21 protein-coding genes and 2 pseudogenes are annotated in these 21,658 nt (G+C 64.4%); 5 read left to right on the top strand and 18 right to left on the bottom strand.

Annotation, left to right across the window (positions count from 1 at the left end):
- Positions 1-11 precede the first annotated feature (11 nt).
- Positions 12-908, bottom strand: coding sequence for a CPBP family intramembrane glutamic endopeptidase (locus ACFMPD_RS10785; protein ID WP_380993981.1), 897 nt, complete (start codon positions 906-908; stop codon positions 12-14).
- A complete protein-coding gene (locus tag ACFMPD_RS10780; RefSeq protein WP_380993979.1) occupies positions 901-4,014 on the bottom strand; it encodes an ABC transporter transmembrane domain-containing protein in 3,114 nt (1,037 codons plus the stop codon). Before ACFMPD_RS10780 ends, ACFMPD_RS10785 begins: the two co-directional genes overlap by 8 nt.
- Before the next feature lie 189 nt (positions 4,015-4,203).
- Here ACFMPD_RS10780 and ilvD point away from each other — a divergent pair, with 189 nt between their 5' ends.
- From ilvD to ACFMPD_RS10760, 4 genes are all read left to right on the top strand, one after another.
- Complete coding sequence (gene ilvD / locus ACFMPD_RS10775) at positions 4,204-5,967, top strand: dihydroxy-acid dehydratase (protein ID WP_380993977.1); 1,764 nt, start codon at positions 4,204-4,206, stop codon at positions 5,965-5,967.
- A gap of 159 nt (positions 5,968-6,126) precedes the next feature.
- Positions 6,127-6,888, top strand: coding sequence for a DUF6478 family protein (locus tag ACFMPD_RS10770; RefSeq protein ID WP_380993975.1), 762 nt, complete (start codon positions 6,127-6,129; stop codon positions 6,886-6,888).
- A gap of 13 nt (positions 6,889-6,901) precedes the next feature.
- Positions 6,902-7,288 carry a hypothetical protein gene (locus ACFMPD_RS10765; RefSeq protein WP_380993974.1) on the top strand — a complete coding sequence of 129 codons (387 nt, stop codon included), beginning with the start codon at positions 6,902-6,904 and terminating at the stop codon, positions 7,286-7,288.
- A gap of 170 nt (positions 7,289-7,458) precedes the next feature.
- On the top strand, positions 7,459-7,905 hold the full coding sequence (locus tag ACFMPD_RS10760; RefSeq protein WP_380993972.1) for a glyoxalase superfamily protein: 447 nt from the start codon (positions 7,459-7,461) through the stop codon (positions 7,903-7,905).
- Positions 7,906-8,018: 113 nt separating this feature from the next.
- Here the strand turns inward: ACFMPD_RS10760 and ACFMPD_RS10755 are convergent, their stop codons facing one another.
- From ACFMPD_RS10755 to yajC, 16 genes and pseudogenes are all read right to left on the bottom strand, one after another.
- Positions 8,019-9,362: a S41 family peptidase gene (locus ACFMPD_RS10755; protein ID WP_380993970.1), complete on the bottom strand. Its 1,344-nt coding sequence runs from the start codon at positions 9,360-9,362 to the stop codon at positions 8,019-8,021.
- Positions 9,363-9,368: 6 nt separating this feature from the next.
- Positions 9,369-10,502 carry a murein hydrolase activator EnvC family protein gene (locus ACFMPD_RS10750; protein WP_380993969.1) on the bottom strand — a complete coding sequence of 378 codons (1,134 nt, stop codon included), beginning with the start codon at positions 10,500-10,502 and terminating at the stop codon, positions 9,369-9,371.
- Complete coding sequence (gene gpmI / locus ACFMPD_RS10745) at positions 10,499-12,016, bottom strand: 2,3-bisphosphoglycerate-independent phosphoglycerate mutase (protein ID WP_380993967.1); 1,518 nt, start codon at positions 12,014-12,016, stop codon at positions 10,499-10,501. Before gpmI ends, ACFMPD_RS10750 begins: the two co-directional genes overlap by 4 nt.
- A pseudogene (locus ACFMPD_RS10740) lies at positions 11,979-12,536 on the bottom strand (helix-hairpin-helix domain-containing protein); the annotation flags it as partial. The gene gpmI and the pseudogene ACFMPD_RS10740, both read right to left, overlap by 38 nt.
- Positions 12,494-12,790 (bottom strand): hypothetical protein, encoded by a 297-nt coding sequence (locus ACFMPD_RS10735; RefSeq protein ID WP_380994116.1) that lies wholly within the window; start codon positions 12,788-12,790, stop codon positions 12,494-12,496. The gene ACFMPD_RS10735 and the pseudogene ACFMPD_RS10740, both read right to left, overlap by 43 nt.
- Positions 12,776-12,891, bottom strand: a pseudogene (locus ACFMPD_RS10730) (IS5/IS1182 family transposase); the annotation flags it as partial. The pseudogene ACFMPD_RS10730 and the gene ACFMPD_RS10735, both read right to left, overlap by 15 nt.
- A 162-nt stretch (positions 12,892-13,053) precedes the next feature.
- A complete protein-coding gene (locus ACFMPD_RS10725; protein WP_380993965.1) occupies positions 13,054-13,605 on the bottom strand; it encodes a DsbE family thiol:disulfide interchange protein in 552 nt (183 codons plus the stop codon).
- Complete coding sequence (gene ccmD / locus ACFMPD_RS10720; RefSeq protein ID WP_380993963.1) at positions 13,598-13,753, bottom strand: heme exporter protein CcmD; 156 nt, start codon at positions 13,751-13,753, stop codon at positions 13,598-13,600. The genes ACFMPD_RS10725 and ccmD overlap by 8 nt, the downstream gene beginning before the upstream one ends.
- On the bottom strand, positions 13,753-14,505 hold the full coding sequence (locus ACFMPD_RS10715; RefSeq protein WP_380993961.1) for a heme ABC transporter permease: 753 nt from the start codon (positions 14,503-14,505) through the stop codon (positions 13,753-13,755). The genes ccmD and ACFMPD_RS10715 overlap by 1 nt, the downstream gene beginning before the upstream one ends.
- A gap of 45 nt (positions 14,506-14,550) precedes the next feature.
- Positions 14,551-15,207 carry a heme exporter protein CcmB gene (gene ccmB, locus ACFMPD_RS10710; RefSeq protein WP_380993959.1) on the bottom strand — a complete coding sequence of 219 codons (657 nt, stop codon included), beginning with the start codon at positions 15,205-15,207 and terminating at the stop codon, positions 14,551-14,553.
- Complete coding sequence (gene ccmA, locus ACFMPD_RS10705) at positions 15,204-15,818, bottom strand: heme ABC exporter ATP-binding protein CcmA (protein ID WP_380993957.1); 615 nt, start codon at positions 15,816-15,818, stop codon at positions 15,204-15,206. The genes ccmB and ccmA overlap by 4 nt, the downstream gene beginning before the upstream one ends.
- Before the next feature lie 99 nt (positions 15,819-15,917).
- The gene (locus ACFMPD_RS10700; protein ID WP_380993955.1) at positions 15,918-16,271 is read right to left on the bottom strand and encodes an Mth938-like domain-containing protein; all 354 of its coding nucleotides are present in this window, start codon (positions 16,269-16,271) and stop codon (positions 15,918-15,920) included.
- Positions 16,272-16,283: 12 nt separating this feature from the next.
- Positions 16,284-17,039 (bottom strand): TSUP family transporter, encoded by a 756-nt coding sequence (locus ACFMPD_RS10695; RefSeq protein ID WP_380993953.1) that lies wholly within the window; start codon positions 17,037-17,039, stop codon positions 16,284-16,286.
- Positions 17,032-18,000, bottom strand: coding sequence for a protein translocase subunit SecF (gene secF / locus ACFMPD_RS10690; protein WP_380993951.1), 969 nt, complete (start codon positions 17,998-18,000; stop codon positions 17,032-17,034). Before secF ends, ACFMPD_RS10695 begins: the two co-directional genes overlap by 8 nt.
- A gap of 1 nt (position 18,001) precedes the next feature.
- Positions 18,002-19,663, bottom strand: a complete 1,662-nt coding sequence (gene secD / locus ACFMPD_RS10685) for a protein translocase subunit SecD (RefSeq protein ID WP_380993949.1) — start codon at positions 19,661-19,663, stop codon at positions 18,002-18,004.
- Positions 19,664-19,695: 32 nt separating this feature from the next.
- Entirely contained in the window at positions 19,696-19,980 is a 285-nt protein-coding gene (gene yajC, locus ACFMPD_RS10680) for a preprotein translocase subunit YajC (protein WP_380993946.1), read from the bottom strand.
- 176 nt (positions 19,981-20,156) lie between these two features.
- Here yajC and ACFMPD_RS10675 point away from each other — a divergent pair, with 176 nt between their 5' ends.
- On the top strand, positions 20,157-21,485 hold the full coding sequence (locus ACFMPD_RS10675; RefSeq protein ID WP_380993944.1) for a pentapeptide repeat-containing protein: 1,329 nt from the start codon (positions 20,157-20,159) through the stop codon (positions 21,483-21,485).
- Positions 21,486-21,658: the final 173 nt, after the last annotated feature.

Raw genomic sequence — 21,658 nt, 5'->3', positions numbered from 1 at the left:
CAGAAATGCAATCAGCGCCGGATGGCAACCCGTGCCGCCAGCCAACTGACGGCCATTGTCGCCAGATCCACGGCCAGCCAGTCGCGCAACCCGGCGGTGTCGGACATGGAAAACGGCACGGTGAACAGAGCCAGCCCGCTCAGGCTGTCAGGCAGGGCGACAATCAGTAATGCGATGACGTTATTGAACAGATGCACCGCGATGGCCGGTCCCAACGTGCCCGCCCGTGCCGTCAGATCCGCGGTCATCAATCCGAAGAAGCCCGCCCACAGGGTAATCAGCAGTGCGTTTTCGCCCGCCTCGGCCGGCATGTAATGCCCCAATGCAAAGATCACCGCCGGCGCCAGCATCCAGACCAGCGGGCAGTTGAACCGCGCCGCCAGGGTCTGCTGGATATAGCCGCGGAACAGGATTTCCTCGGCCGCGGTCTGGATCAGCACCGCCAGCAGCGACAATGGCAACAGCATCAGCCACAGCGTCGGCTGAAGGTTTCGGTGCAGCGCCGTTCCCATGTCATAGGGCGGCAGCAGCAGCACCAGCCCCCCGACCACCAGGAGCAGGCGCAACACCCGCCAAAACTGGTGCAGCGCCAGCGGCAGCGGTCCGATCAGTCCCAGCGGATCACGATGCTGCACCACGCGCGCGGCGACCATGACGCCAAAGATGACGAAACCGAAACTGCCCAGCAGCAACAACAGCGACGCCGGGCTGTTGCCCAGGTCGTAATCCTGGGTGCCCACGGCAAAGAGATCGGGTGCCAGAACCCCTACCAGGTCATGCGCTACCCGGCTGAGCGCGATGGCAATAGCCGCCGCGACGATCAGTCCAGCGCCCAGCCGCCACAATTGTGGCCGGTGCCGGGCCGGGGCGACCAGCAGTTCGTGGGCCCGATACGCAGAGTCAACCATCCAACTCGTCCATGATCCTGTCCAGCGCCTCGGGGCGGCCGGCCCCGCCGGTTATATCCCTGAAATCGATGTCGGATTGTCCCAGCACCCGCGCCACGTCGACCAGATTGCCCGCCACCGTGCGCAGCAACTGGGTCGCCACCGTCGTATCATTTTCGATCACGTCGCGCAGATCTTCGGCCGCCAGGCGCAGAAACCGCGTGCGGCCGACCGCGATCAGGTCCAGCTGCCGCGGCTCGTTGGTGATGATTGACAGATCGCCGATCAGACGCCCGGGTTCGACGATCGACACCGGTGGGTCCTCTTTGGGCCGCTCCGGCCAGCGCAGTTCGGCGGTGCCTTCAAGGCAGAGATAGGCCGCGTCCGGGGGCTGGCCGTTGGCAAAGACCATTTCGCCGGGCTCGGCCGTGTACCATTGCGCCCCGAAGGCCAGCAGGCGCTGGTTGCGGGCATCCAAACCGGCGAACAGATCGGTATCGGCTATGGCCTTTTGCTTGCGGCGCAGATCGCTGCCGCTGGTGCGGTCCTCGGCCTCGGCCCGGGCCACCCCGTCGATGCGACCGTTCTCGATTTCCACGAACATGTCATAGGCCTCGGGATGCCCGAACCGGTCCTCCATGAAGATCATCGTGGTGTCCGGCAGCAGTTCGCGCAGTTTTCGGCGGGTTTTGGCGCGGCTGTCGCTGTCGTGGCTGGCCAGCGCCTTGTCGATGATCAGGATATCCGGGCGCTTGATCGCGGCGCGGCTGAAGGCGGCGCGTTCCTGAAACACCGTCGGCAGGTTGGTGCCGCCCAGACCGGTGGGCAGATCGTACATGATCGAGGACACGCGCTGGCGCAGCCCGTTTTCTGCAAAGACCTCGGCCACGACATCCTCGACCGCGTCCGCCTTGGCGCCGGCCGTCATCGACACCCGGCCATAGATCGCGTTTTCGAGCACGGTCAGGCGCGGGACATAGACATCGGGCTCGACCGCCACGAATTTGCCCTGCATGTGGCGGCGCAACTCAGCAGCCTTGGTTTTTCGCAGTTCCAGAATGCGGTCCTTGAACTGGTCCGGAAAGCTGGCGCCGATCTGTTCTGCGGTCAGCAGGAAGGGCACGGTCATCAGCAGCGCGCATTCCTCTTGGCTGAGCGCGTCCTTGCCCTGTTGGCTGCGTTTGCGCGCGATGTCCGTCAGGCGCAGATACATCTCGTCTTCCATGCCCAGACGACGGAACAACGGGTGATCGATACCGTCGCGGCCAAATGTCTGGCACAGAATTTCCATCACCGCCTGGCTGATTTCCAACCCCTGCTCAGCCAGCCCCTGGTCACGCAACATGCGGATGAACGCGCCGTCCTCGGCCAGCGCCTGCTGGCTGATATTGCGGATCGGGGCCGCGAACAGCAGGTTGCCGCCCAGGGGAATTGCCGGATTGAACTGATCCGGCTCGAACCGGTGCACCACCGAATCCAGGCCTTTTGCCTTGAGGCGGTCGTAAATCTCGGGACGCCGCGCGACGATGTCGCGGGCCAGTTTGGGGTTCTTGGCAGGATCAAAACGCGACCGGATCGTGCGGCGGAACAGCATCTCGTCAACCCCCATCGCGCCGACCAGCTGGAACCACCAGTCGCGGATGTCGTCGCCATCCGTCAGCCCCGCCAGCCCGGGATCGACCCAGTTTGCGTCCAGCACATCGGTGCTGTTGCCCGAACGCTGTGCCTCGCTGGCCCGATGATTCCTGCCATTCGGGTCGTACAGCACCGATTGCGGCTTGATCTTCAGCGGCATCATCAGGTTTTCGCCCAGCGTGCCGTCAAACAGATAGGGCCGCGAATGGGCATAGCCGACCCGTGCGGCGATCACCGCCTGGTGCAGTTCGTCCAGCCGGTGACCGGCCAGCGTCACATGGCCACGCACCGGCAGCAGTTCGCGGGTCATCAGATGCGCAAAGGCCGCGCGCTCGACGGCACTGTTGCACTGAATGGCCACCCGCGCCCCCCGGGGAATGGTCAGCGAGATATCTTCCAGCACCGTGTTGCCGTCGCTGTCGCGCACGGTCACGTCCTTGATGGCAATCTCGCCCTGTAGGCGCGGCATTTCTTCGGGTTCGCCCTCGAACAGTTTCTCGTCGATCATCCCGCGCGGGGCAAAGCGTTCGGTGACGATCTCCCAGCGCAGGCTCATGTCCTGAACCTGGTTGTAATAGGTCAGCAACTCCTTCCACGGGCTGGACAGGTCCTTGTAGGCGGCGATTGCCGCCACCAGCGCCCCGACCGTGATCTCGCCTTTGATCGCCAGATAGCCGCCGACCAGATAGAACGCAAAAGGCGTCATCTGGGTGATCGTGTTGTTCAGAAACTTCATAAAGAATTTTTTCTGATAGATCTGAAACCGGATCTCGAACAGCCGGCCCAGCCGGTCGGTCAACATCGCCAGCCGATAGCGCCAGCCGCCATTGGCACGCAGATCGCTGATCCCGGCCGCGCTTTCGCCGATCTCGCTGGACAGGTGACGGATTTCCTTGATGCGATCCTTGTTCAGCAGGTTGATCTGGCGCTGCAGACGCGGGATCAGCCAGGCCTGCAGCGGGATCAGCGCGATACTGGCCAGCCCGAACCAGACGCTTTGCATGAACAGAAACACCACGATGGTCATCATCTGGCCGAACTGGAACGCCGGCTGCGCCACCGCATCACCCATCAGCCCGCCCATGGGCTCGGCCTCGGAGGTGACCATGGACACCAGCTCGCCCTGGCTGGTGTTGCGGAAATAGGGCCGCGGAAACCGCATCATCCGGCTGATCAGCTGATAGCGCAGCCGCCGCAACAGGCGTTCCGACAGAACGCCCTTCATCGTGTTGACCCGCATCTTCATCAGCCCGGCCACGATCACGGTAGCCAGAAAGGCGAAACAGAGCAGCATCAGATACTGCACCTGGGTCAGTTCGACCCCCCACAGATCAACCACCGCCGTCGAGGCGCCAATGGCGTCGTTGATGATCATCTTGGGCAGTTCCAGCGAGGCATAGAGGAACGGAAAGGTGACCAGCGTGACCAGCAGCAACATCAGTTGCTGGCGTCTGGAATACTTCCAGATAAAGGAAAACAATGTGGGTTCCATCACCCGGTCCTCGGTTCTGCGGATATGGCGTGTCTTGCGCAGGAATGCCCGGTCCCGGCGGCGGTTTGACGGTAAGCACTGCACCGGGCGAATTCAAGCGCCCGGCAACCGCGCAGCATCGCCTTGGCCCTTGTACACGTGCGGGTGCAAGGCTATTCCCGACGCCAGCAAGTTTACCGGAGACCCGCCATGCTCAAGCGCCCGTTCGACAAGACCAAACTGCCCAGCCGCCACGTCACCGAAGGCCCCGAACGCGCGCCGCACCGGTCCTATCTCTATGCGATGGGCATCAGCGACACCGAAATTCATCAGCCGCTGGTCGGTGTCGCCACCTGCTGGAACGAAGCCGCGCCCTGCAACATCTCGCTGAACCGCCAGGCCCAGGCGGTCAAGCTGGGGGTCAAGGCGGCGGCGGGCACGCCGCGCGAGTTTACCACCATCACCGTCACCGACGGCATCGCCATGGGCCATGAGGGCATGCGCAGTTCGCTGGCCAGCCGCGAAGCCATCGCCGACACGGTCGAACTGACCATGCGCGGCCATTGCTATGACGCGCTGGTCGGCCTGGCGGGCTGTGACAAGTCGCTGCCCGGCATGATGATGGCCATGGTGCGGCTGAACACGCCGTCGGTCTTCATCTATGGTGGTTCGATCCTGCCGGGCAAGGCCCCCCAGGTCGATGAGATCCCCGAGGATTTCCGCACCCGCGACCTGACCGTTCAGGACATGTTCGAGGCCGTGGGCCGGCACCAGAACGGCTCGATGTCGGATGCCGCCCTGGACATGCTGGAACGCGTCGCCTGCCCCAGTGCCGGGGCCTGTGGCGGTCAGTTCACCGCAAACACCATGGCCTGCGTCTCCGAGGCGATCGGGCTGGCGCTGATGAACAGCTCGGGCATGCCCGCGCCCTATGAGTCGCGCGATCAGTATGCCGAGGCCTCCGGGCAGGCGGTGATGAATCTGCTGGAAAAGAACATCCGCGCCCGCGACGTGGTCACGCGCCAGTCGCTGGAAAACGCCGCCCGCGTCGTCGCCTGCACCGGCGGGTCGACCAATGCCGGGCTGCACCTGCCCGCCATCGCGCACGAGGCCGGCATCGACTTTTTCCTGCAGGACGTCTGCGACATCTTCCGCGACACGCCCTATTTCGTCGACCTGAAACCGGGCGGCCAGTACGTCGCCAAGGATCTCTATGATGCCGGTGGCATTCCGGTGGTGATGAAGGAACTGCGCAAGGCCGGCCTGATCCACGAGGATTGCATGACCGCGACCGGCCGGTCGATGGGCGAGGAACTGGACCGCATCGACCGCGAGGCCGATGGCCGGGTGATCTATCCCATCGACAACCCGCTGACCAAGACCGGCGGCGTCGTCGGTCTGACAGGCAACCTTGCGCCCGAGGGCGCCATCGTCAAGGTCGCGGGCATTCCGTCCAACCATCAGCGCTTTGTCGGCCCCGCGCGGGTGTTTGAATGCGAAGAGGATGCGTTCGAGGCGGTCAAGGCCCGCGCCTATGAAGAAGGCGAAGTCATCGTCATCCGCAACGAGGGCCCCGCCGGGGGTCCTGGCATGCGCGAAATGCTGTCCACTACGGCGGCGCTGTCCGGCCAGGGCATGGGCAAAAAGGTGGCGCTGATCACCGACGGGCGGTTCTCGGGCGCGACGCGCGGTTTCTGCGTCGGCCATGTCGGCCCCGAAGCGGCGCGGGGCGGCCCCATTGCCCTGCTGAAAAACGGCGACATCATCACCATCGACGCACCGAATGGCGAGATCAGCGTCGATCTCAGCGAGGACGAACTGACCGCCCGAAAAGCCGACTGGAAAGGCCCGCGCGACACGATCTATGCCAGCGGCGCGCTGTGGAAATACGCCCAACTGGTCGGCGCCACCTACAAGGGCGCGGTCACCCATCCGGGCGGCGACGAGGAAAAACACATCTATATGGACCTCTGACTGCCGCGTCTTTCGATCGACCCGGCCTCGCATCCTGCGCAAAAACACCGCGCCGGCGGAAAAAACCGGCGCGGTCGCGATTGCCGGTTTATCTGGCTGCACGCCTTTCGTTAGATAGCTCAGACACGGCAGTACAAGCGCCACGCAGCGGAAAGACGGATGGTCGGGATACTGGATCGGCTGAGACATGCGGGCAGCCTGCGCCACTGGCGCAGGGCCGCCGGCCATGCCCGCAAGACACCGCTAGCCGCGCTGCGTCATCAGCGCGCCCAGGCCCGCGCCCTGCGGACCCAGCTGGACCGGCTGATCGACGTGGCCGATTCGCGGCTGGCCGCCGCCGTGATCGTTCCGGGCCAAAAGCAGCCTCCGCATGGTACCGACTGGTCCTGGCGGCCCGATCCGTGGTGCCGTCCACTGCCGGTTCCCGGCACCGCAGGTGCGCCCAAAAAGCTGCGGCTGTGCGATCAGATAACGCTGTTTCATGACTGCGATCTGTCGGAACTGACCCTGCGCCAAATCGCCAATCCGCCCTCTCAGAACGCCCCCCCTCTTGGTTTGCAACTGGACGTATTCCGGTTTCACGGCAGCTTTCTGTCCCTGGCCATCGACCTGCCGCCCCAGGCCGCCGAAGGGCTGAGCCGCGCGCATGTATTACGGCTGGATCTGGCGGCCGAGACCGAGACGCCGCTCAAATTCTTTGCCCGCCTGAACGTCCTGCACGGCCCGAACACCGACAAGCTGGTGCGCGAGTTGCCGCAGACGGGGCAGGACATGCACATGGAATACGACCTGGCCTATTCCAACATGAACGAAAAACGCATCGACCGGCTGTGGCTGGATCTGATCCTGGAAGCACCGGCAATGAACAGGGTCATCCTGCGCGACCTGACGCTGACCCGCCGGCGCCGCGCCGCCTTGTGACACGGGACACGACATGAGCAACCTGACCCTGAGCGAAACCCGCCTGCAAAACGGTATCTGGCAGGGCTGTATCGGTGGCTTACACACCGATGCCCCGGCGCCGGATATCCAAGTCAGCCATCGCGAACAACCGGTCGATGGGATAGACCTGACGCGGGCGGATGACGGCGGCGGCACCTGGCTGCTGTCCTTTCCGGTGCCCGCCGCGGCACTGTCGGACGGGGTACACACGATCCTGATCACCGATGCGCAGAACGACACCCGGCTGGGCGAGGTCACCCTGATCGCCGGTGCCGCCGCCAGCGGCGATCTGCGGGCCGAGCTGGATCTGCTGCGGGCCGAACTGGATCTGCTGAAACGCGTCTTTCGGCAACATCTCCGGGATTGCGGCCACCCTTGACGGCCCGCCGCCGCATCCCTATCTGCGCCGCAGGGTCATGGGCACCCGCCGCTCGCAGGCATCGCCAGGGTGAAGCTCATAACGACGGGATCCACCGGTTTCGGTTCTGCGGTCCGTTGGCAACGCGAGCACCAGCACAAATCCGCATCAGAACATGAAAGAGGTTTTTGATGTCCCATCACCCCCCTACCCTTGCCGATCTCAAGGCACAGGCGAAATCCCTGCGCGCGGCGCTGGCCGGATCAGGCCACACGGTTTCCCATAGCCAGTCGCTGGAACTGTTGGCCCGGCAACTGGGTCACCGCGACTGGAACACGCTGCATGCCAGCACCGGAAATGCGCCGTCCGCGCCTCTGTATCTGGGCCAGCGGGTCAACGGCACCTATCTGGGCCAGAGATTCCGCGCCGAAATCATCGGCCTGCGCGAAATGGCCGGTGGCGCGCGCCTGCAGGTGACCCTGCGGTTCGACGCGCCGGTCGATGTCATCCGGTTTGACAGCATGTCCAATTTCCGTTCGCAGATCACAGCCGTGATCGACCGATCCGGCAGGACTGCTGAAAAAACCTCGGACGGACAGCCGCATCTGGTTCTGGATCAGGCCGCACTGCGGCAATAGCGGCAGAGCGGCGCCCCCCCAGGGGCGCCGTGCCCGTGCAGCGTCAATCCGGCAAAGAAAGGGCCGCGCAGAAGGTTCTGCGCGGCCCTGACACTGTCACCCCGAAGGCGATATCAGTCGTTTTCGGTGCCCAGGGCCGACAGGCCTTTCAGGATGTCGATGGCATAGGCCAGCTGATAATCCTGTTCGCGCAGTTCGGCGGCTTTTTCCGCTTTTTCCCGGTCCTCTTCAATCTGGCGCGCCTCGTCCTCGGACAGGCTGTCATTGTTCAGCCGCCCGCGCAGATCCGCTTCGGAACGGGTGCGTGCGGCATTCTTGGCCTCTTCCTCTTCCTCGGTGGCCGGCTTGCGGCGCGGCTGTGCGACCACGATGTCAGGGCTGACGCCCAGTGCCTGAATCGAACGGCCCGACGGCGTGTAATAACGCGCCGTTGTCAGGCGCATCGCCCCGTCGCCCCGCAGCGGCATCACCGTCTGCACCGAACCCTTGCCGAAACTCTTGGTGCCCACCACGATGGCGCGGCGGTGATCCTGCAAGGCGCCGGCAACGATTTCCGAGGCCGAGGCCGAGCCGCCATTGATCAGCACCACCATCGGCTTGCCTGCGGCCAGATCGCCCGCCGTGGCGTTGAACCGCTCACCGTCGGCGACATTGCGGCCGCGCGTGCTGACAATCTCGCCCTTTTCCAGAAACGCGTCCGAAACCTTGATCGCCTGGGTCAGCAGGCCGCCCGGGTTGTTGCGCAGATCCAGTACGATGCCGTTGATCTTGTCCATGCCGCCGGCAGCCTCGATCTGTTCCTTCAAACCGGCCTCCAGGTTGGGCGTGGTCTGGTCGTTGAACGTAGTGATGCGCAGAACGACGGTTTCGCCCTCGGTGCGCGTGCGCACCGCCGTCAGCTTGATCGTGTCGCGAATGATCGACACGTCGAACGGTTCGGCCTCGCCCTCGCGCACGACGGTGATGACGATTTCCGAACCGACCGGCCCGCGCATCAGATCCACCGCCTTGTCCAGCGTCAGGCCCAGCAGGCTTTCGCCGTCGACATGGGTGATGAAATCGCCCGCCTCCATGCCAGCCTCGTCCGCCGGGGTGCCGTCGATCGGCGAAACCACTTTGACAAAACCGTCTTCCTGCGTGACCTCGATGCCCAGACCGCCGAATTCGCCGCGGGTCTGCACCCGCATCTGGGCGGCGTCGTCAGGCGACAGATAGCTGGAATGCGGGTCCAGCGAGGTCAACATGCCATCGATCGCCGCCTCGATCAGCTCGGCCTCGTCGACCTCTTCGACATATTGTGCGCGTATCCGTTCAAAAATGTCGCCAAACAGGTCAAGCTGCTCGTAGACATTGGCGCTGCGCGCCTTTTCCTCGGCCAGCAACGGTCCGGCAATCTGCGTCGTCGCCAGAATTCCCGCCGCCGTGCCACCGAGAGCAGCCATAACGAATTTCTTCATGTTCGCTTATCCATCCTTGTCGGTTTGGAACCAGGTTTCAGGGTCCACAGGGCGCCCACCCTCTCTGACCTCTATATAGAGCGTTTCTGACCGGTCAGTTCCAGTGCCATCACCTCTAAGTGACAGAATCGCGCCGATTTCCGGGGCCGCTCCACCCATCAGCCCCACCGGAGCCCCCGCCGGTATCACCTGACCGGTCTCGCCGAACACCTCATTGAGGCCGGACAACACGAACAGGGTGTCCGGCTGCGGCTCAAGAATCATCACATTGCCCATGTCCAGCAACGGGCCGCGATAGCGGATCGTGGCTGCCGTTGGCGAATTGACCAGAGCCCGGGGGCGGGTCGCCAGGATGATCCCGTCCCGACGGATTCCGGCGGCATCCGCCTCGCCGGCCCGATGCAGAACCACGCCCTGCACCGGCAGGTCCAACCGGCCCTTGAGCGCGGCAATGTCGGTGTCCAGTGGGGCGACGTCTTCGCCGGTGATCTGCGACAGGCCGCTGGCGAAACCATCCAGGGTTTCCACGGACGAGATCAGGATGGCGGTGCGCACCGGATCCTCGGTGAACCGTTTCGGCAGATCGGTGCGGTTGGCCATGGCCTGGCTGAGGTCGGCGCGGGCCTGCTGGACCCCGGCCAGTCCCTCCTGCAGCACGGTTACTGCGTTCTGCTGCAACAGCCGCAGGGTCTGCACCTCTTGCAAATCGCTGCGCAGCTGTCCGGCCCGGGCCTGCAGCGCCGGGGTCACCTCGGCCAGGATCATGCCGGAACGCGCCGCACCGGCCGGACCGACCGGGTGCAGCAGCAGCACGGGCGGCGGCGCGGTGCCGATGGTCAGCAGGACCCCCAGCAATTGCGAGACTTCACCTTCACGGGCCTGCAACTGGCGGCTCAGCTGGGCCTCGCGCGTGGCCGCCCGGCGCAGCCCGTCGCGCATCGCCACCAGACCTGCCTCATAGGCCCGGATGGTCGCGGTCAGCGCCCGCACCCGGTCGCGCGCGCCGTCCGCCTGCTGCAGGGATTGCGCCGCCGTTTCCAGTTGCTGCATCGCCGCCCGCGCCGCGCCCGCCGGATCGGTCTGGGCCAGAATGGGCGTCCCGCCGAGCAGGGCCGCGACCAGGATCGATCTCAGCGTCATGCAAGCAGGCTTTCACCTGTCATTTCCGGCGGTTTCGGCAATTCCATCAGCTCCAGGATGGTCGGTGCGAGATCCGCCAGCCGGCCGTCGCGCAGCCGCGCGCCATCGGGTCCGCCGACCAGAACCACCGGCACCGGGTTCAGCGTATGCGCCGTATGCGGCCCGCCGGTTTCCGGGTCGATCATCATTTCGCAATTGCCGTGATCCGCGGTGACCAGCATCGCGCCACCGGCGGCGCGCAGGGCCGCGATCACCCGTGCCAGCCCCTGATCCACCGCCTCGCAGGCCTTGATCGCAGCGGCCAGATCGCCGCTATGTCCGACCATGTCGGGGTTGGCATAATTGACCACGATCAGATCGTACCCCTGTTCGATCGCTTGCACGAACCGGTCGGTGACGTCGCCCGACGACATTTCCGGTTGCAGATCATACGTCGCCACATCGGGAGATTTCGGCATATGACGGTCTTCGCCCGGTTCCGGATCCTCGCGACCGCCATTCAGGAAGAACGTGACATGCGGGTATTTCTCGGTCTCGGCCAGCCGGAACTGGCGCAGCCCATGCTTGGCGACCCAGACCCCCAGCGTGTTGGCCAGAGCGCGCGACGGAAACACCGTTTCCAGATAGGCGTTGTGGTCGTCCGAATACTCGACCATGCCCAGCAGCGCCGCCCAGTCCGGCCGCCGGCCGGTGTCAAAGGCGTCAAAGCCGGGCTCGCCGATGGCCCGCAGGATTTCGCGGGCGCGGTCGGCGCGGAAATTCAGGCAGAAGAATCCGTCGCCATCCCGGGCCCCGGAATAACCCTGGACCACCGAAGCACCGATGAATTCGTCGGTTTCGCTCTGGTTGTAGGCATGGGTCACCGCGTCATGGGCGTCCCGGACGGGCCGTCCCCGGCCGTGGACCATCGCCGCATAGGCCTCGCTGACCCGGCCCCAGCGGTTGTCGCGGTCCATGGCGAAATAGCGGCCGGTGACGGTGGCGATGCGGGCGCCCTCGGGCAGCCGCTCGGCCAGGTCGCCAAGATAGCCATAGGCGGATTTCGGCGCCACGTCGCGCCCGTCGGTCACCGCGTGCAGCGCCACCGGCACGCCGGCCTGCGTCACCGCCCGGGCGGCGGCGATAATGTGATCGATATGGCCGTGCACACCGCCATCCGAGACCAGCCCCATCAGATGCGCGGTGCCGCCACTGTCCTGCAGCTTTGCGATAAAGGCCTGCAGCGCCGGCTTCTCGAAAAAACTGCCATCCTCGATGGCCAGGTCAATCTGACCCAGATCCATGGCGACGACGCGGCCGGCGCCGATATTGGTATGGCCCACCTCGGAATTGCCCATCTGGCCACTGGGCAGGCCCACATCCGGCCCATGGGTGATCAACTTGGCCTGTGGCCCGGCCTGCATGATCGCATCAAAGGCCGGCGTGTCGGCCAAAAGCGGTGCATTCGCCGTTCTGTCCTTGGAGAGCCCCCAGCCGTCAAGGATGCACAATACAACAGGTTTGGGGGCTGACATGGGATTGCTCCGGCGGTTTCGGGTGTCGCCTTCTACCCCTTGCGTTCAGCGGGGTGAACCGGTTTTCCGGCCTCGTTTCGGAGAAAACCGCCCATGATCCCGCGCGCGGCGCCCGCAGCGACAGGCGCAGCGCAACGTAATCCTCGCCCAGGCTCATCTGCGGCAGATGCGCCGCCGGTTCGGCGATCGCCTCGCCCTCGATATCGCGGGCAAACAGCGGCGGCGGCCGGGTGCCGGTCAGCGCCTTGGCCAGCCACAATGCCTGGCGCCGGTTGAGCCCCTGCGCGGCAAAGACATCCGCCTCGGTCAACGGCTCGATCACCGCCGTCACCAGCCCGGCGCGGCGCCAGATATCGGCCGCCTCGGCATAGCCGTTGCCGCGCGCCGCTGTCAGCCAGGCCGCGTCCTCTTCGCTCAGCCCCTTGATCTGACGGCCCCCCAGCCGCAGCGCCAGCCCGCCGCGCCCGCCCGGTTCCATCACGTCGTCCCAGAAACGGGCATTGATGCAGACGGGGCGCACGATCTGCGCCTGGCCCTCGGGGGCAGGGTGGCCAGGCTGTAGACGGTCTGATGGTGCTGGCCGATCAGGTCGAACGCCGTGCGGATGCAGGTCGGCATGCCCGGGGACAGGACACCGACCTTGAGAATGCCCAGGGCGTCGAAATCGTCCTTGTCCCGGCAGATGACGGGACGGTCCTCCATCGTGGCGTTCTCGATCGGCACCAAGACGCCTTTGTCGCTCCACCGCTTCCAACGGTTGGCATCCCAGCGCATCTTGAGATCGAACCAGATTGTTAGCGAGCCAGGGCGCTTGAGAGCTTTGAATAAGGCCGGCCGGTGCCTGGTCCTGTGGGCCGGTGGACAGGTCTGCTCATAGACCCCGGCTGGCATACTGGCTCCACGGGATGAATGCGTCGCCCGTTTGGTAGAGCAGAGCCCTCTCCAAAAGTACCGTGCCGCCATCGGGTTTCACCGCTGAACGCCTGCCTCCGTGACACCATCGCTGAAACCGCGAAACTACACTCTGGCGCGTTGCGTCAGTTGGCGGCGTTGGCGTCCAGTGCCTTTTTCAGCTCCGGCAGAAAGCGCTGGTCGAGATCGCTGCCGACCAGCGGACCGATGAATTTGTACAGCACGGTGCCGTCTCCGGCGATGATGAAGGTTTCGGGCGGGGCGGTCACGCCCCATTCGATGGCATTGCGGCCGTTGGGATCGAAACCGATGCCCAAAAACGGGTTGCCTTCATCTTGCAGGTAAGCCCGGGCCTGGTCTTCCTTGTCTTTGAAATTCACCCCGTAGACAGCGATGCCGTCACGTTGCAATTGCAGCAGCGTCGGGTGTTCCGCCCGGCAGGGCGGGCACCAGCTGGCCCAGAAATTGATCACTGTCACCTGGCCGGCAGTCAGGTCCGCGCGGGTCAGTCCGGGGTATCCTGGCAAGGCGGCCTCGGGCACCGGCGGCGCCGGCTGGCCGATGAATTTCGACGGCAGATTGTCCTTGTCCGGGCGGAACATGCCGACCGCGGCCAGCGCCACAAAAGCGGCAAAGATCGCCGGCGGTGCGATCATCAGGGGCGAAATCCTAGCCATTGTTCGACATCCGTTCCTCGATGCGTTTCATTTCGGCCCGCACCCGGCGGCCGCGCCACAGGCTGACCAGAACCAGCAACACCAGCAGCAGGATCGACGCGGCATAGGCCGACATCACCGTATCCCCGTATTTTCCCAGATCCGGCATCAGCCCCCCACCCTTTCACGCGCCAGCAGTGCCTTGATCCGGCGGGCGCGGATTTCCGTGCCGGTGCGATACAGCACCAGCGCCACGAACAACAGCACGAACCCGGCGATGCAGACCAGCAGCGGCACCCAGAAAACGTCGGCGACGTTCTCCTCCTTGTCCAGCGACAGCGACGCGCCCTGATGCAGGCCCTGGTTCCAGAAATTCACCGCATAGCGGCTGAGCACCGCAAAGACCGAGCCGACCAGACACAGCACCGCCGTCAGATCGGCGGCAGTGTCCGGGTTCTCGATCGCCTCCCATAGGGCGATATAGCCGAGGTAGAACAGGAACAGGATCAGGAACGAGGTCAGGCGCGGATCCCAGGCCCACCAGGTGCCCCACATCGGCTGTCCCCAGATCGCCCCGGTGGCCAGCGCGATCAGCGTCATCACCACGCCCACGGGGGCGGCAGCGCGCGCCGCCAGTGCGCTGACATGGTGCCGCCGCACAAGCCAGACCAGCGAGGTCACCAGCATCATGAACCAGATGTTGATCGCCATCAGCGCCGCGGGCACATGCAGATAGATGATCTTGACGGTCGAGCCCTGGCGGTAGTCGTCCGGGGTAAAGAAAAAGCCCCAGACCAGTCCGACGGCCAGGCAGACCACGGCAGTGATCCAAAAGAACGGCTGCACCCGTTCCGAGGTGGCCAGGAATTTCTTGGGATTGGCGTATTCCCAGAGAGCGTTGGCTTTGGCTGCTATCGTCATGGCATGTATCTAGTCCGAGTCGGGTGCGATCTCAATTGACCTAGGTCACCGCAGGTTGACGCGCAGCACCGCTGCACTGGCAAAGGGCAAAAGCGCGATGACGCCGGCGGTGATACCGCCCAGCATCATGAGCGGGGTCGCGGTGTCCATGCCGATGGCGCCGCGCCGCGCCACCTCGGCGCCAAAAATCAGCGTCGGCACGTAGAGCGGCAGCACCAGCAGCGACAGCAACAGGCCACCGCGTTTCAGGCCCACGGTCAGGGCCGCGCCGAACGTGCCGATCACCGACAGGGCCGGGGTACCGAGCAGCAGCGAGACCAGCAGCCAGGAATAGCCCGGCACCGGCAGGTTCAGCAGAACCCCCAGAACCGGCGCCGCCAGAACCAGCGGCAGACTGGTGGTGATCCAATGCGCCAGAGCCTTGATCGTGACCACTGATTCCAGCGGCAACGGCGCGGTCGCCAGCAGGTCCAGCGACCCGTCCTCCCAATCCAGCGCCAACAGCCGATCCAGCGACAGCAGGCAGGCCAGCAAGGCCCCCAGCCACAGCACCCCCGGCGCGATGGTCGCCAGCAGCGACGACTGCGGCCCGACACTGAACGGCACCAGCACCGTGACGATCAGAAAGAACGCCAGGCCCAGGCCAAAACCGCCGCCGGCGCGAAAGGCCAGCCTGAGGTCACGCATCAACAGGGCGATCACAGGAAATCTCCGTCGAAATCCTCGACCGCGCGGGGCCGGGCCTTGAACGGGCCGACATCCAGCACGTTTGCCTTCAGGCCCAGGTCGATATGGGTGGCGATCAGCGCGCTGCCGCCCTGCGCCAGATGGGCCTGCACCGCCGCGGCGAACATCGCCACGGCCGCGACGTCCAGCGACACGGTTGGCTCGTCCAGCACCCAGATCGGCCGCCCGGTCACCAGCAGCCGCGACAGGCCCAGCCGGCGTTTCTGTCCGGCCGAAAGGTTGCCGGCATGACGGTCGGCCAGATCGTTCAATTCAAAGGCGTCCAGCGCCGGCCCGATGCTGGTGGCGCCGAAGACGCTGGCCCAGAACCGCAGGTTTTCGGTGACGCTGAGCGTCGGCTTGATGCCATCGGAATGACCGGCATAGGCAATGGTCTCATCAGCCCCAATGATCCGGCCGGACAGCGCCGGCTGCAGGCCGGCGATGGTGCGCAGCAGCGTCGTTTTGCCGATGCCATTCGGCCCGCGCAGGATCAGCGCCTGTCCGGGCGGCAGATCAAAGCTCAGGCGCTCCAGTACGGGAACACCACCGCGCGCAATGGACAGATCGGTGACGGTCAGGGTCATGCGGCCCCGCTTATCGCAACACGGGCGGGGGCAAAAGCCTGCTTTTGCCGTGGGGTGGCGGCGTCTGCCACGAAAACTCCGGACGCCCCGGCGCAGGCCTCAGACCGGCAACAGCGCCAAGGCAACGCGGCGGCCTTCGGACAAGAGCACGTTGTAGGTCCGGCAGGCGGCCGGCGAGTTCATCACCTCGACCCCCATGCCCGCCTCCTCAAGGGCGGCCCGAAACACCGAGGGCAGATGGCTGATCTCGGCGCCGGTGCCGACAAAGACCACATCCACCCGGTCGGCCAGTTGCAACAGGGCGGCCACATCTTCATATCCCCCCCATCGGCCAGTGCCGGCGGGTCCGGACAGCACCGCGCCATAATGAATCTGCCCACCGATGCGAAAGAATCCGGGGCCATATCCCTCGACCGGCTGGGCATCGGTATAGCTGACTTCGTTCAGGCGCATGATCGTCTCCGTTCATTGGTCCCAGAGGGGCAATCCCAGTATCGCCGACAGCGCCACGATAGCGCAGGCTGCAACACGATATAGCGCACTGCGGTCAGGATTGAAAACCGCCGCGCCGATCAGGTTTCCCAAAAGTCCCGGCACCGCCAGCAACCCGCCCAGCAGAAGCGGCGTCAGATCCAGGTCTCCGCGCAGACCGATGATCGCCAGAAGCTGGAAATCGAAGAGCACCAGATACAGCAGGACATTGGCCCGCACCACCTGAACCGGCAGTGCGCTGGCCATGTAAAACAGCACCACCGGCGGTCCCGGCACCCCCAGCAACCCGCCCAGAAACCCCGAGGCCCCGCCAACCCCTGCGATCAGGGGCGGCCGCAGCGCGCCGCGATAGCGCAGCCCCAGCAGAAGGCACACGACCAGAAGCAGGCAAACCGTCGAAAGGACATAGCGAAAGGCATCGGCAGACACGACCGCCAGCGTCGCCAGCCCCACCGGGATCAGGCAGAGCGATCCGCCCGAAAGCAGAAGCAGGTCGCGCCGATGCGCCTGTTTCAGGGCGCTGGGCACGATCGCCAGCGGACCAAACAGTTCCAGCGTCACCACCGTCACAACGGCCCAGAGCGGCGGCACGAACTGCGCTGCCACCGGCAGATAGATCAATGCGCCGCCAAAACCGGCAAATCCACGCACGATCCCCGCCAACAAGGCCGCGGCAATCAGCCAACCCAGCCCCGGCAGCGCCAGGACCGGGACAAGGGCATCAGGCATCAATGTTGGCGAACTGATTTCCGGTGGTGTTGTCGGGTTTGGTCCAGTCGCGCTTGACCCCCAGATACAGCAGGATGGTCGAGGCCACGAAGATCGAGGAATAGGTGCCGACGATCACGCCCCAGATCATCGCGAAAACAAATCCGCGGATGACATCGCCGCCCAGAACGAACAGGGCGATCAACGCCAGCAGCGTCGTGACAGAGGTCATGAACGTGCGGCTGAGGGTTTCGTTGATCGACAGGTTCAGAACTTCGGCCAAGGTCTTTTTCTTGTATTTTCGCAAGTTCTCGCGCACCCGGTCGAATACCACCACGGTGTCGTTCAACGAATAGCCGACGATGGTCAGCAGGGCGGCGATGATCGCCAGGTCGAACTTGATCTGCAATTCCGAGAAAATCCCGATGGTCAGCGCCACGTCATGCACCAGCGCCGCCACCGCACCCAGGGCGAACTGCCATTCAAAGCGCAGCCAGATATAGACCAGCACCGCGCTGATCGCCAGCGCCACCGCCAGGATGGCGGTCTGGATCAATTCGCCAGAGACTTTCGGACCGACCGATTCGACCGACACAAAGCGGATGTCGGGCGCCACGTCCCGCAGGGCGTCATGCACCTGCGCGATCTTGGCCGCCGTCACGGCCTCTTCGTCGGCCTGCGCCTGGATGCGGACCATCGCGACGTTCTGATCTTCGGTAAAGGTCGGGTCAAAGACTTCGCTGATCAGAACATCGCCCAGTTCCAGCGGCGCCAGCGCGCCGCGATAGGCCGCCACGTCAACGGGCTGCACGCTTTCGGTGCGGATCGTCGTGCCGCCGCGAAAATCGATGCCATAGTTCAGACCCTGGATCAGGAAAGAGGCAAACCCGACGATCACCAGCAGGGCGGACAGGCCCAGCCACAGCTTCCAACGGCCAAAGAAGTCAAAGGCGGTTTCCTGGGGAACCAGTTTCAGACGCATGTCAGACCTCGATCGTTTTGGGGCGGCGGCGTTCGAACCACATGACGATCATCAGCCGTGTGACGAATATGGCAGTAAAAACGGAAGTCATGATGCCCAGGCCCAGCGTGATGGCAAAGCCCCGCACCGGCCCTGAACCCATGGCGAACAGGATCACCGCCGTGATGAAGGTGGTGATGTTGGCGTCCAGAATGGCACTCAGCGCCTTTTCATAGCCCTGTTCGATAGCTCGTGCCGGCCCGCGCGAGGTTTTCAGCTCTTCGCGGATGCGTTCGAAAACCAGCACATTCGCATCCACCGCCATGCCCACGGTCAGGACGATACCGGCAATACCGGGCAGCGTCAGCGTTGCACCGATCAGGCTGAGCAGGCCGAATATCAAGCCGATATTGAGAATCAGCGCGACATTGGCGAACAGGCCGAACAGGCCGTAGCTGAGCGCCATGAAGGCCAGTACCGCGACAAAGGCGACCACGGTCGCGATGCGCCCGGCCTCGATGCTGTCCTGCCCCAGCTCCGGGCCGATGGTGCGTTCTTCGAGAAACGCCAGCCCCGCCGGCAGGGCACCGGCGCGCAGCAGCACCGCCAGATTGGTGCTTTCCTCGACGGTAAAATTGCCGGTGATGATGCCCGAACCGCCGGGAATGTGGCTCTGGATCACCGGCGCGCTGATCACCTCGTCATCCAGCACGATGGCAAAGGGGCTGCCGATGTTTTCCGCCGTATAATCGCCGAACTTGCGCGCACCCGACGTGTTGAACCGGAAATTCACCGCCGGGCGGCCGTTCTGGTCAAAGGCAGGCTGGGCGTCGACCAGTTCCTCGCCTGTCACCACCGGCGCGGCTTCGAGCGTATAGAACACGCCCTCGTCTTCCACCGAAGGCACGATCTTGTTGCCGACGCCGGGATTGGCGTTGCCGTCGCTGCCACGCGCGACCACCGGGTTAAAGGTCAGTTGCGCCGTGGTGCCGATGATCTCCTTCAACTCGGAGGCGCTGCCGATACCGGGCACCTGGATCAGGATGCGGTCCTCGCCCTGGCGCTGGATCGTCGGCTCGCGGGTGCCGACCTCGTCGATGCGGCGGCGGATGATCTCCAGCGACTGGCGCACCGTGCGGTCGTTACTGGCCAGCTTTTCCGCCTCGGACAAGGTGACGACGATGATGTCGCCTTCGCCGCGCACCTCGATATCGGTCGAGCCGGCGCCGGTCAGTGTCTGGATCGGGCGGGCAAGGCCGCGCACCACCTCCAGCGCCCGCGCCATGCCCTCGGGCTGGCTGATGCGGATGCGAATCTCCTGCCCGGCCGAGGGTTGCAGGCGGATCGTGCCGATGGTGGCCCGCTCGGGGCGCAGGGCGTCGCGGATTTCCGGCCACATCGCCGCCATGCGGCTTTCATAGACGTCCTCGACCTGCACCTCGGCCAGCAGATGCGCGCCGCCGCGCAGATCCAGCCCCAGATTGACCAGCGCCGACGGCAGCCAGTCGGGCCAGCTGCCCGCCTGCGCAGTCAGTTCCGAGGTTTCGCCCCCCAGTTCGATCGCTGCCAGGGCATCGTTGTGCTGTTCCACGCGATTGTAGAACATGTTGGGCAGGGCCAACCACAGGCCAACCGCGCAGGTCAGCCAGATCAGCACCTTCTTCCAGAGGTCGAATTGCAGCATGGCCCAGCCTTTTCAGAGGGTTGCGGGCAGGATCAGGCGGCCGGCTCGGTCTTGCTCATCACCGTGGCAATGGTCGACTTGACGACCCGCACCTTGACCCCTTCGGCCAGTTCGACCTCGATCTCGTTGTCGTCCTTGACCTTGACGACCTTGGCGATGATCCCGCCCTGGGTGACCACCTGATCGCCGCGGCGCAGGGCCGACACCATGGCCTGGTGTTCCTTGACCTTTTTCTGCTGCGGTCGGATCAGCAGGAAATACATGATCGCAAAAATCAGGATAAGCGGGAGAAACTGGGCAATAGCGCCACCGTCCATGAGATGTTCCTTTTGGTTGAAAAGCGGGGCCCGGCCCGCGATTTCGGCGGAACCTATGCGCAGAACCCGATCTTTGCAAGGCGCGGCGGGCCTGTTTGTCCGGGGCATGCGCCGGTTTTCCGCCGCCTCTGCAACCACGCGTTGCCGACCCCTTGGCAGACCGGCCAGGGCGCGGCATGGTGGCGCCGTTCCCGACTGCCAGAGGTGACATGCAGACCACGACCCTGACGATCCCGCCCGAGTTGTTCTGGGGCCTTGCTGCGCTGGCGGGATTACTCGTGCTGACGGCTGTGGTCTTTGGCGCGCTGTCGCTGGTTGCAAACGACCGCGTATCTCCGGTGGAGCGAATGCGCGATGCTCTGGGCCTGAGCGGGTTGAATGGCGGGGTGTTCTTTCTGGCGCTGTGCCTGTGGGCGACGCTCTTTCTGTCGCTGGTCGCCGGGCTGCTCTGGCTGATCTGGCAGGTGATCTATACGCAACCCCCCGGCTCGAGGCAGGCGGTGTGGGACTGGCGGTTCACCCTGGGACAGATGGTGGCGCTGACCGGGGTGCTGGGCGCGGTGGTGGCCCTGCCCTTTACCCTGGTCCGCATCCGCCTGTCGCGCGAACAGACGGCAATTGCAGATCAGCAGAAACGCATCGCCGACGAGGCACTGTTCAACGACAAAATCAAGGCGGCGGCGGACGACCTGCATGCGCGCCGCCAGATCAAGCGTATAAGCCGGCTGGAGAACCCCGACGAGCCGGATTTCATCGAGGATGACATCATGCGCCGGTTCGCGGCCATCGACCGGCTGCAGGTGCTGGCCCAGGAACGCCCCGACGAAGCGCCCAGAATCACCCGCATGCTCTGCGTCTATCTGCGCCTCCTGTCCAAGGAGATCGGGCCTGACAACCCGGAGCACCCCCGCGCCGATATGGAGGCGGCAGCGCAGACCATCGGGCGGATGAAGCGTTTCGATAATGTAGAACCGGACAAGATCGAAATCGACCTGCGCGGGGCGAACTTGGCGGGGTTCGATTTGTCGGGATTGTGTTTCGATCGGGCTAATCTCAGCCGTACGAAGTTGGCGGGCACCAATTTTGCTTCTACAAGCATTCGTTTCGCAAATCTCCGCTTTGCGAATATGCAGAACACGGTTCTCCTGGAAACCAGCCTTTCATGCAGCGATTTGTCATACGCACGTTTGCAAGGTCTCTCCACACAAAACGTAAAGATGCAGGGCGTGCTGTTTGAGCGGACCCAGTTGGATAGGTTGTCCGATCTCGGAATGACAAGACTGAGAGGTGCATGTTTTTATTGCTTCGATCTGTCCGAAGGTCCCCCGGACCAGAATATTTACCTTGAAGAGGTGTATGGAGATGGCAGCGTGACGCTGGCCCAAAACCAGAAAAGGCCAGCACATTGGCCCGATGACGACTTGAGGTGGCAAGAAATGGAGCCTTTTTGGCGCGCGTGGCAAAAAGAGATCGGGTTCGATCCCGACGACCCTGCGACGTGGTGACGAGTTCCAACGCCTCGATCAATGACCCGAGGATCGCGACCGGCGCGAGGGTGAGCGCAATCGCGCCCGCCCTGGGGGGCGGGTCGGTCGCGATCCGGGGCTGACGCCCCGGGATGGCGCTCTGGCAAACGTCGTTCCCAATCCACACCCTACCCATGTGGTTACGCTTGAGG

It is taken from the genome of Sedimentitalea sediminis, assembly GCF_042687825.1.
Taxonomy (GTDB): domain Bacteria; phylum Pseudomonadota; class Alphaproteobacteria; order Rhodobacterales; family Rhodobacteraceae; genus Sedimentitalea.
The sequence above is the reverse complement of the archived record's forward strand: the minus strand, read 5'-3'. Positions and strand labels throughout refer to the sequence as shown.

Coding starts and splice junctions, on each gene's coding strand:
- ACFMPD_RS10785 (WP_380993981.1), bottom strand. CDS start 908: ATGGTTGACTCTGCGTATCGGGCCCACGAACTGCTGGTCGCCCCGGCC.
- ACFMPD_RS10780 (WP_380993979.1), bottom strand. CDS start 4,014: ATGGAACCCACATTGTTTTCCTTTATCTGGAAGTATTCCAGACGCCAG.
- ilvD (WP_380993977.1), top strand. CDS start 4,204: ATGCTCAAGCGCCCGTTCGACAAGACCAAACTGCCCAGCCGCCACGTC.
- ACFMPD_RS10770 (WP_380993975.1), top strand. CDS start 6,127: ATGGTCGGGATACTGGATCGGCTGAGACATGCGGGCAGCCTGCGCCAC.
- ACFMPD_RS10765 (WP_380993974.1), top strand. CDS start 6,902: ATGAGCAACCTGACCCTGAGCGAAACCCGCCTGCAAAACGGTATCTGG.
- ACFMPD_RS10760 (WP_380993972.1), top strand. CDS start 7,459: ATGTCCCATCACCCCCCTACCCTTGCCGATCTCAAGGCACAGGCGAAA.
- ACFMPD_RS10755 (WP_380993970.1), bottom strand. CDS start 9,362: ATGAAGAAATTCGTTATGGCTGCTCTCGGTGGCACGGCGGCGGGAATT.
- ACFMPD_RS10750 (WP_380993969.1), bottom strand. CDS start 10,502: ATGACGCTGAGATCGATCCTGGTCGCGGCCCTGCTCGGCGGGACGCCC.
- gpmI (WP_380993967.1), bottom strand. CDS start 12,016: ATGTCAGCCCCCAAACCTGTTGTATTGTGCATCCTTGACGGCTGGGGG.
- ACFMPD_RS10735 (WP_380994116.1), bottom strand. CDS start 12,790: ATGCGCTGGGATGCCAACCGTTGGAAGCGGTGGAGCGACAAAGGCGTC.
- ACFMPD_RS10725 (WP_380993965.1), bottom strand. CDS start 13,605: ATGGCTAGGATTTCGCCCCTGATGATCGCACCGCCGGCGATCTTTGCC.
- ccmD (WP_380993963.1), bottom strand. CDS start 13,753: ATGCCGGATCTGGGAAAATACGGGGATACGGTGATGTCGGCCTATGCC.
- ACFMPD_RS10715 (WP_380993961.1), bottom strand. CDS start 14,505: ATGACGATAGCAGCCAAAGCCAACGCTCTCTGGGAATACGCCAATCCC.
- ccmA (WP_380993957.1), bottom strand. CDS start 15,818: ATGACCCTGACCGTCACCGATCTGTCCATTGCGCGCGGTGGTGTTCCC.
- ACFMPD_RS10700 (WP_380993955.1), bottom strand. CDS start 16,271: ATGCGCCTGAACGAAGTCAGCTATACCGATGCCCAGCCGGTCGAGGGA.
- ACFMPD_RS10695 (WP_380993953.1), bottom strand. CDS start 17,039: ATGCCTGATGCCCTTGTCCCGGTCCTGGCGCTGCCGGGGCTGGGTTGG.
- secF (WP_380993951.1), bottom strand. CDS start 18,000: ATGCGTCTGAAACTGGTTCCCCAGGAAACCGCCTTTGACTTCTTTGGC.
- secD (WP_380993949.1), bottom strand. CDS start 19,663: ATGCTGCAATTCGACCTCTGGAAGAAGGTGCTGATCTGGCTGACCTGC.
- yajC (WP_380993946.1), bottom strand. CDS start 19,980: ATGGACGGTGGCGCTATTGCCCAGTTTCTCCCGCTTATCCTGATTTTT.
- ACFMPD_RS10675 (WP_380993944.1), top strand. CDS start 20,157: ATGGTGGCGCCGTTCCCGACTGCCAGAGGTGACATGCAGACCACGACC.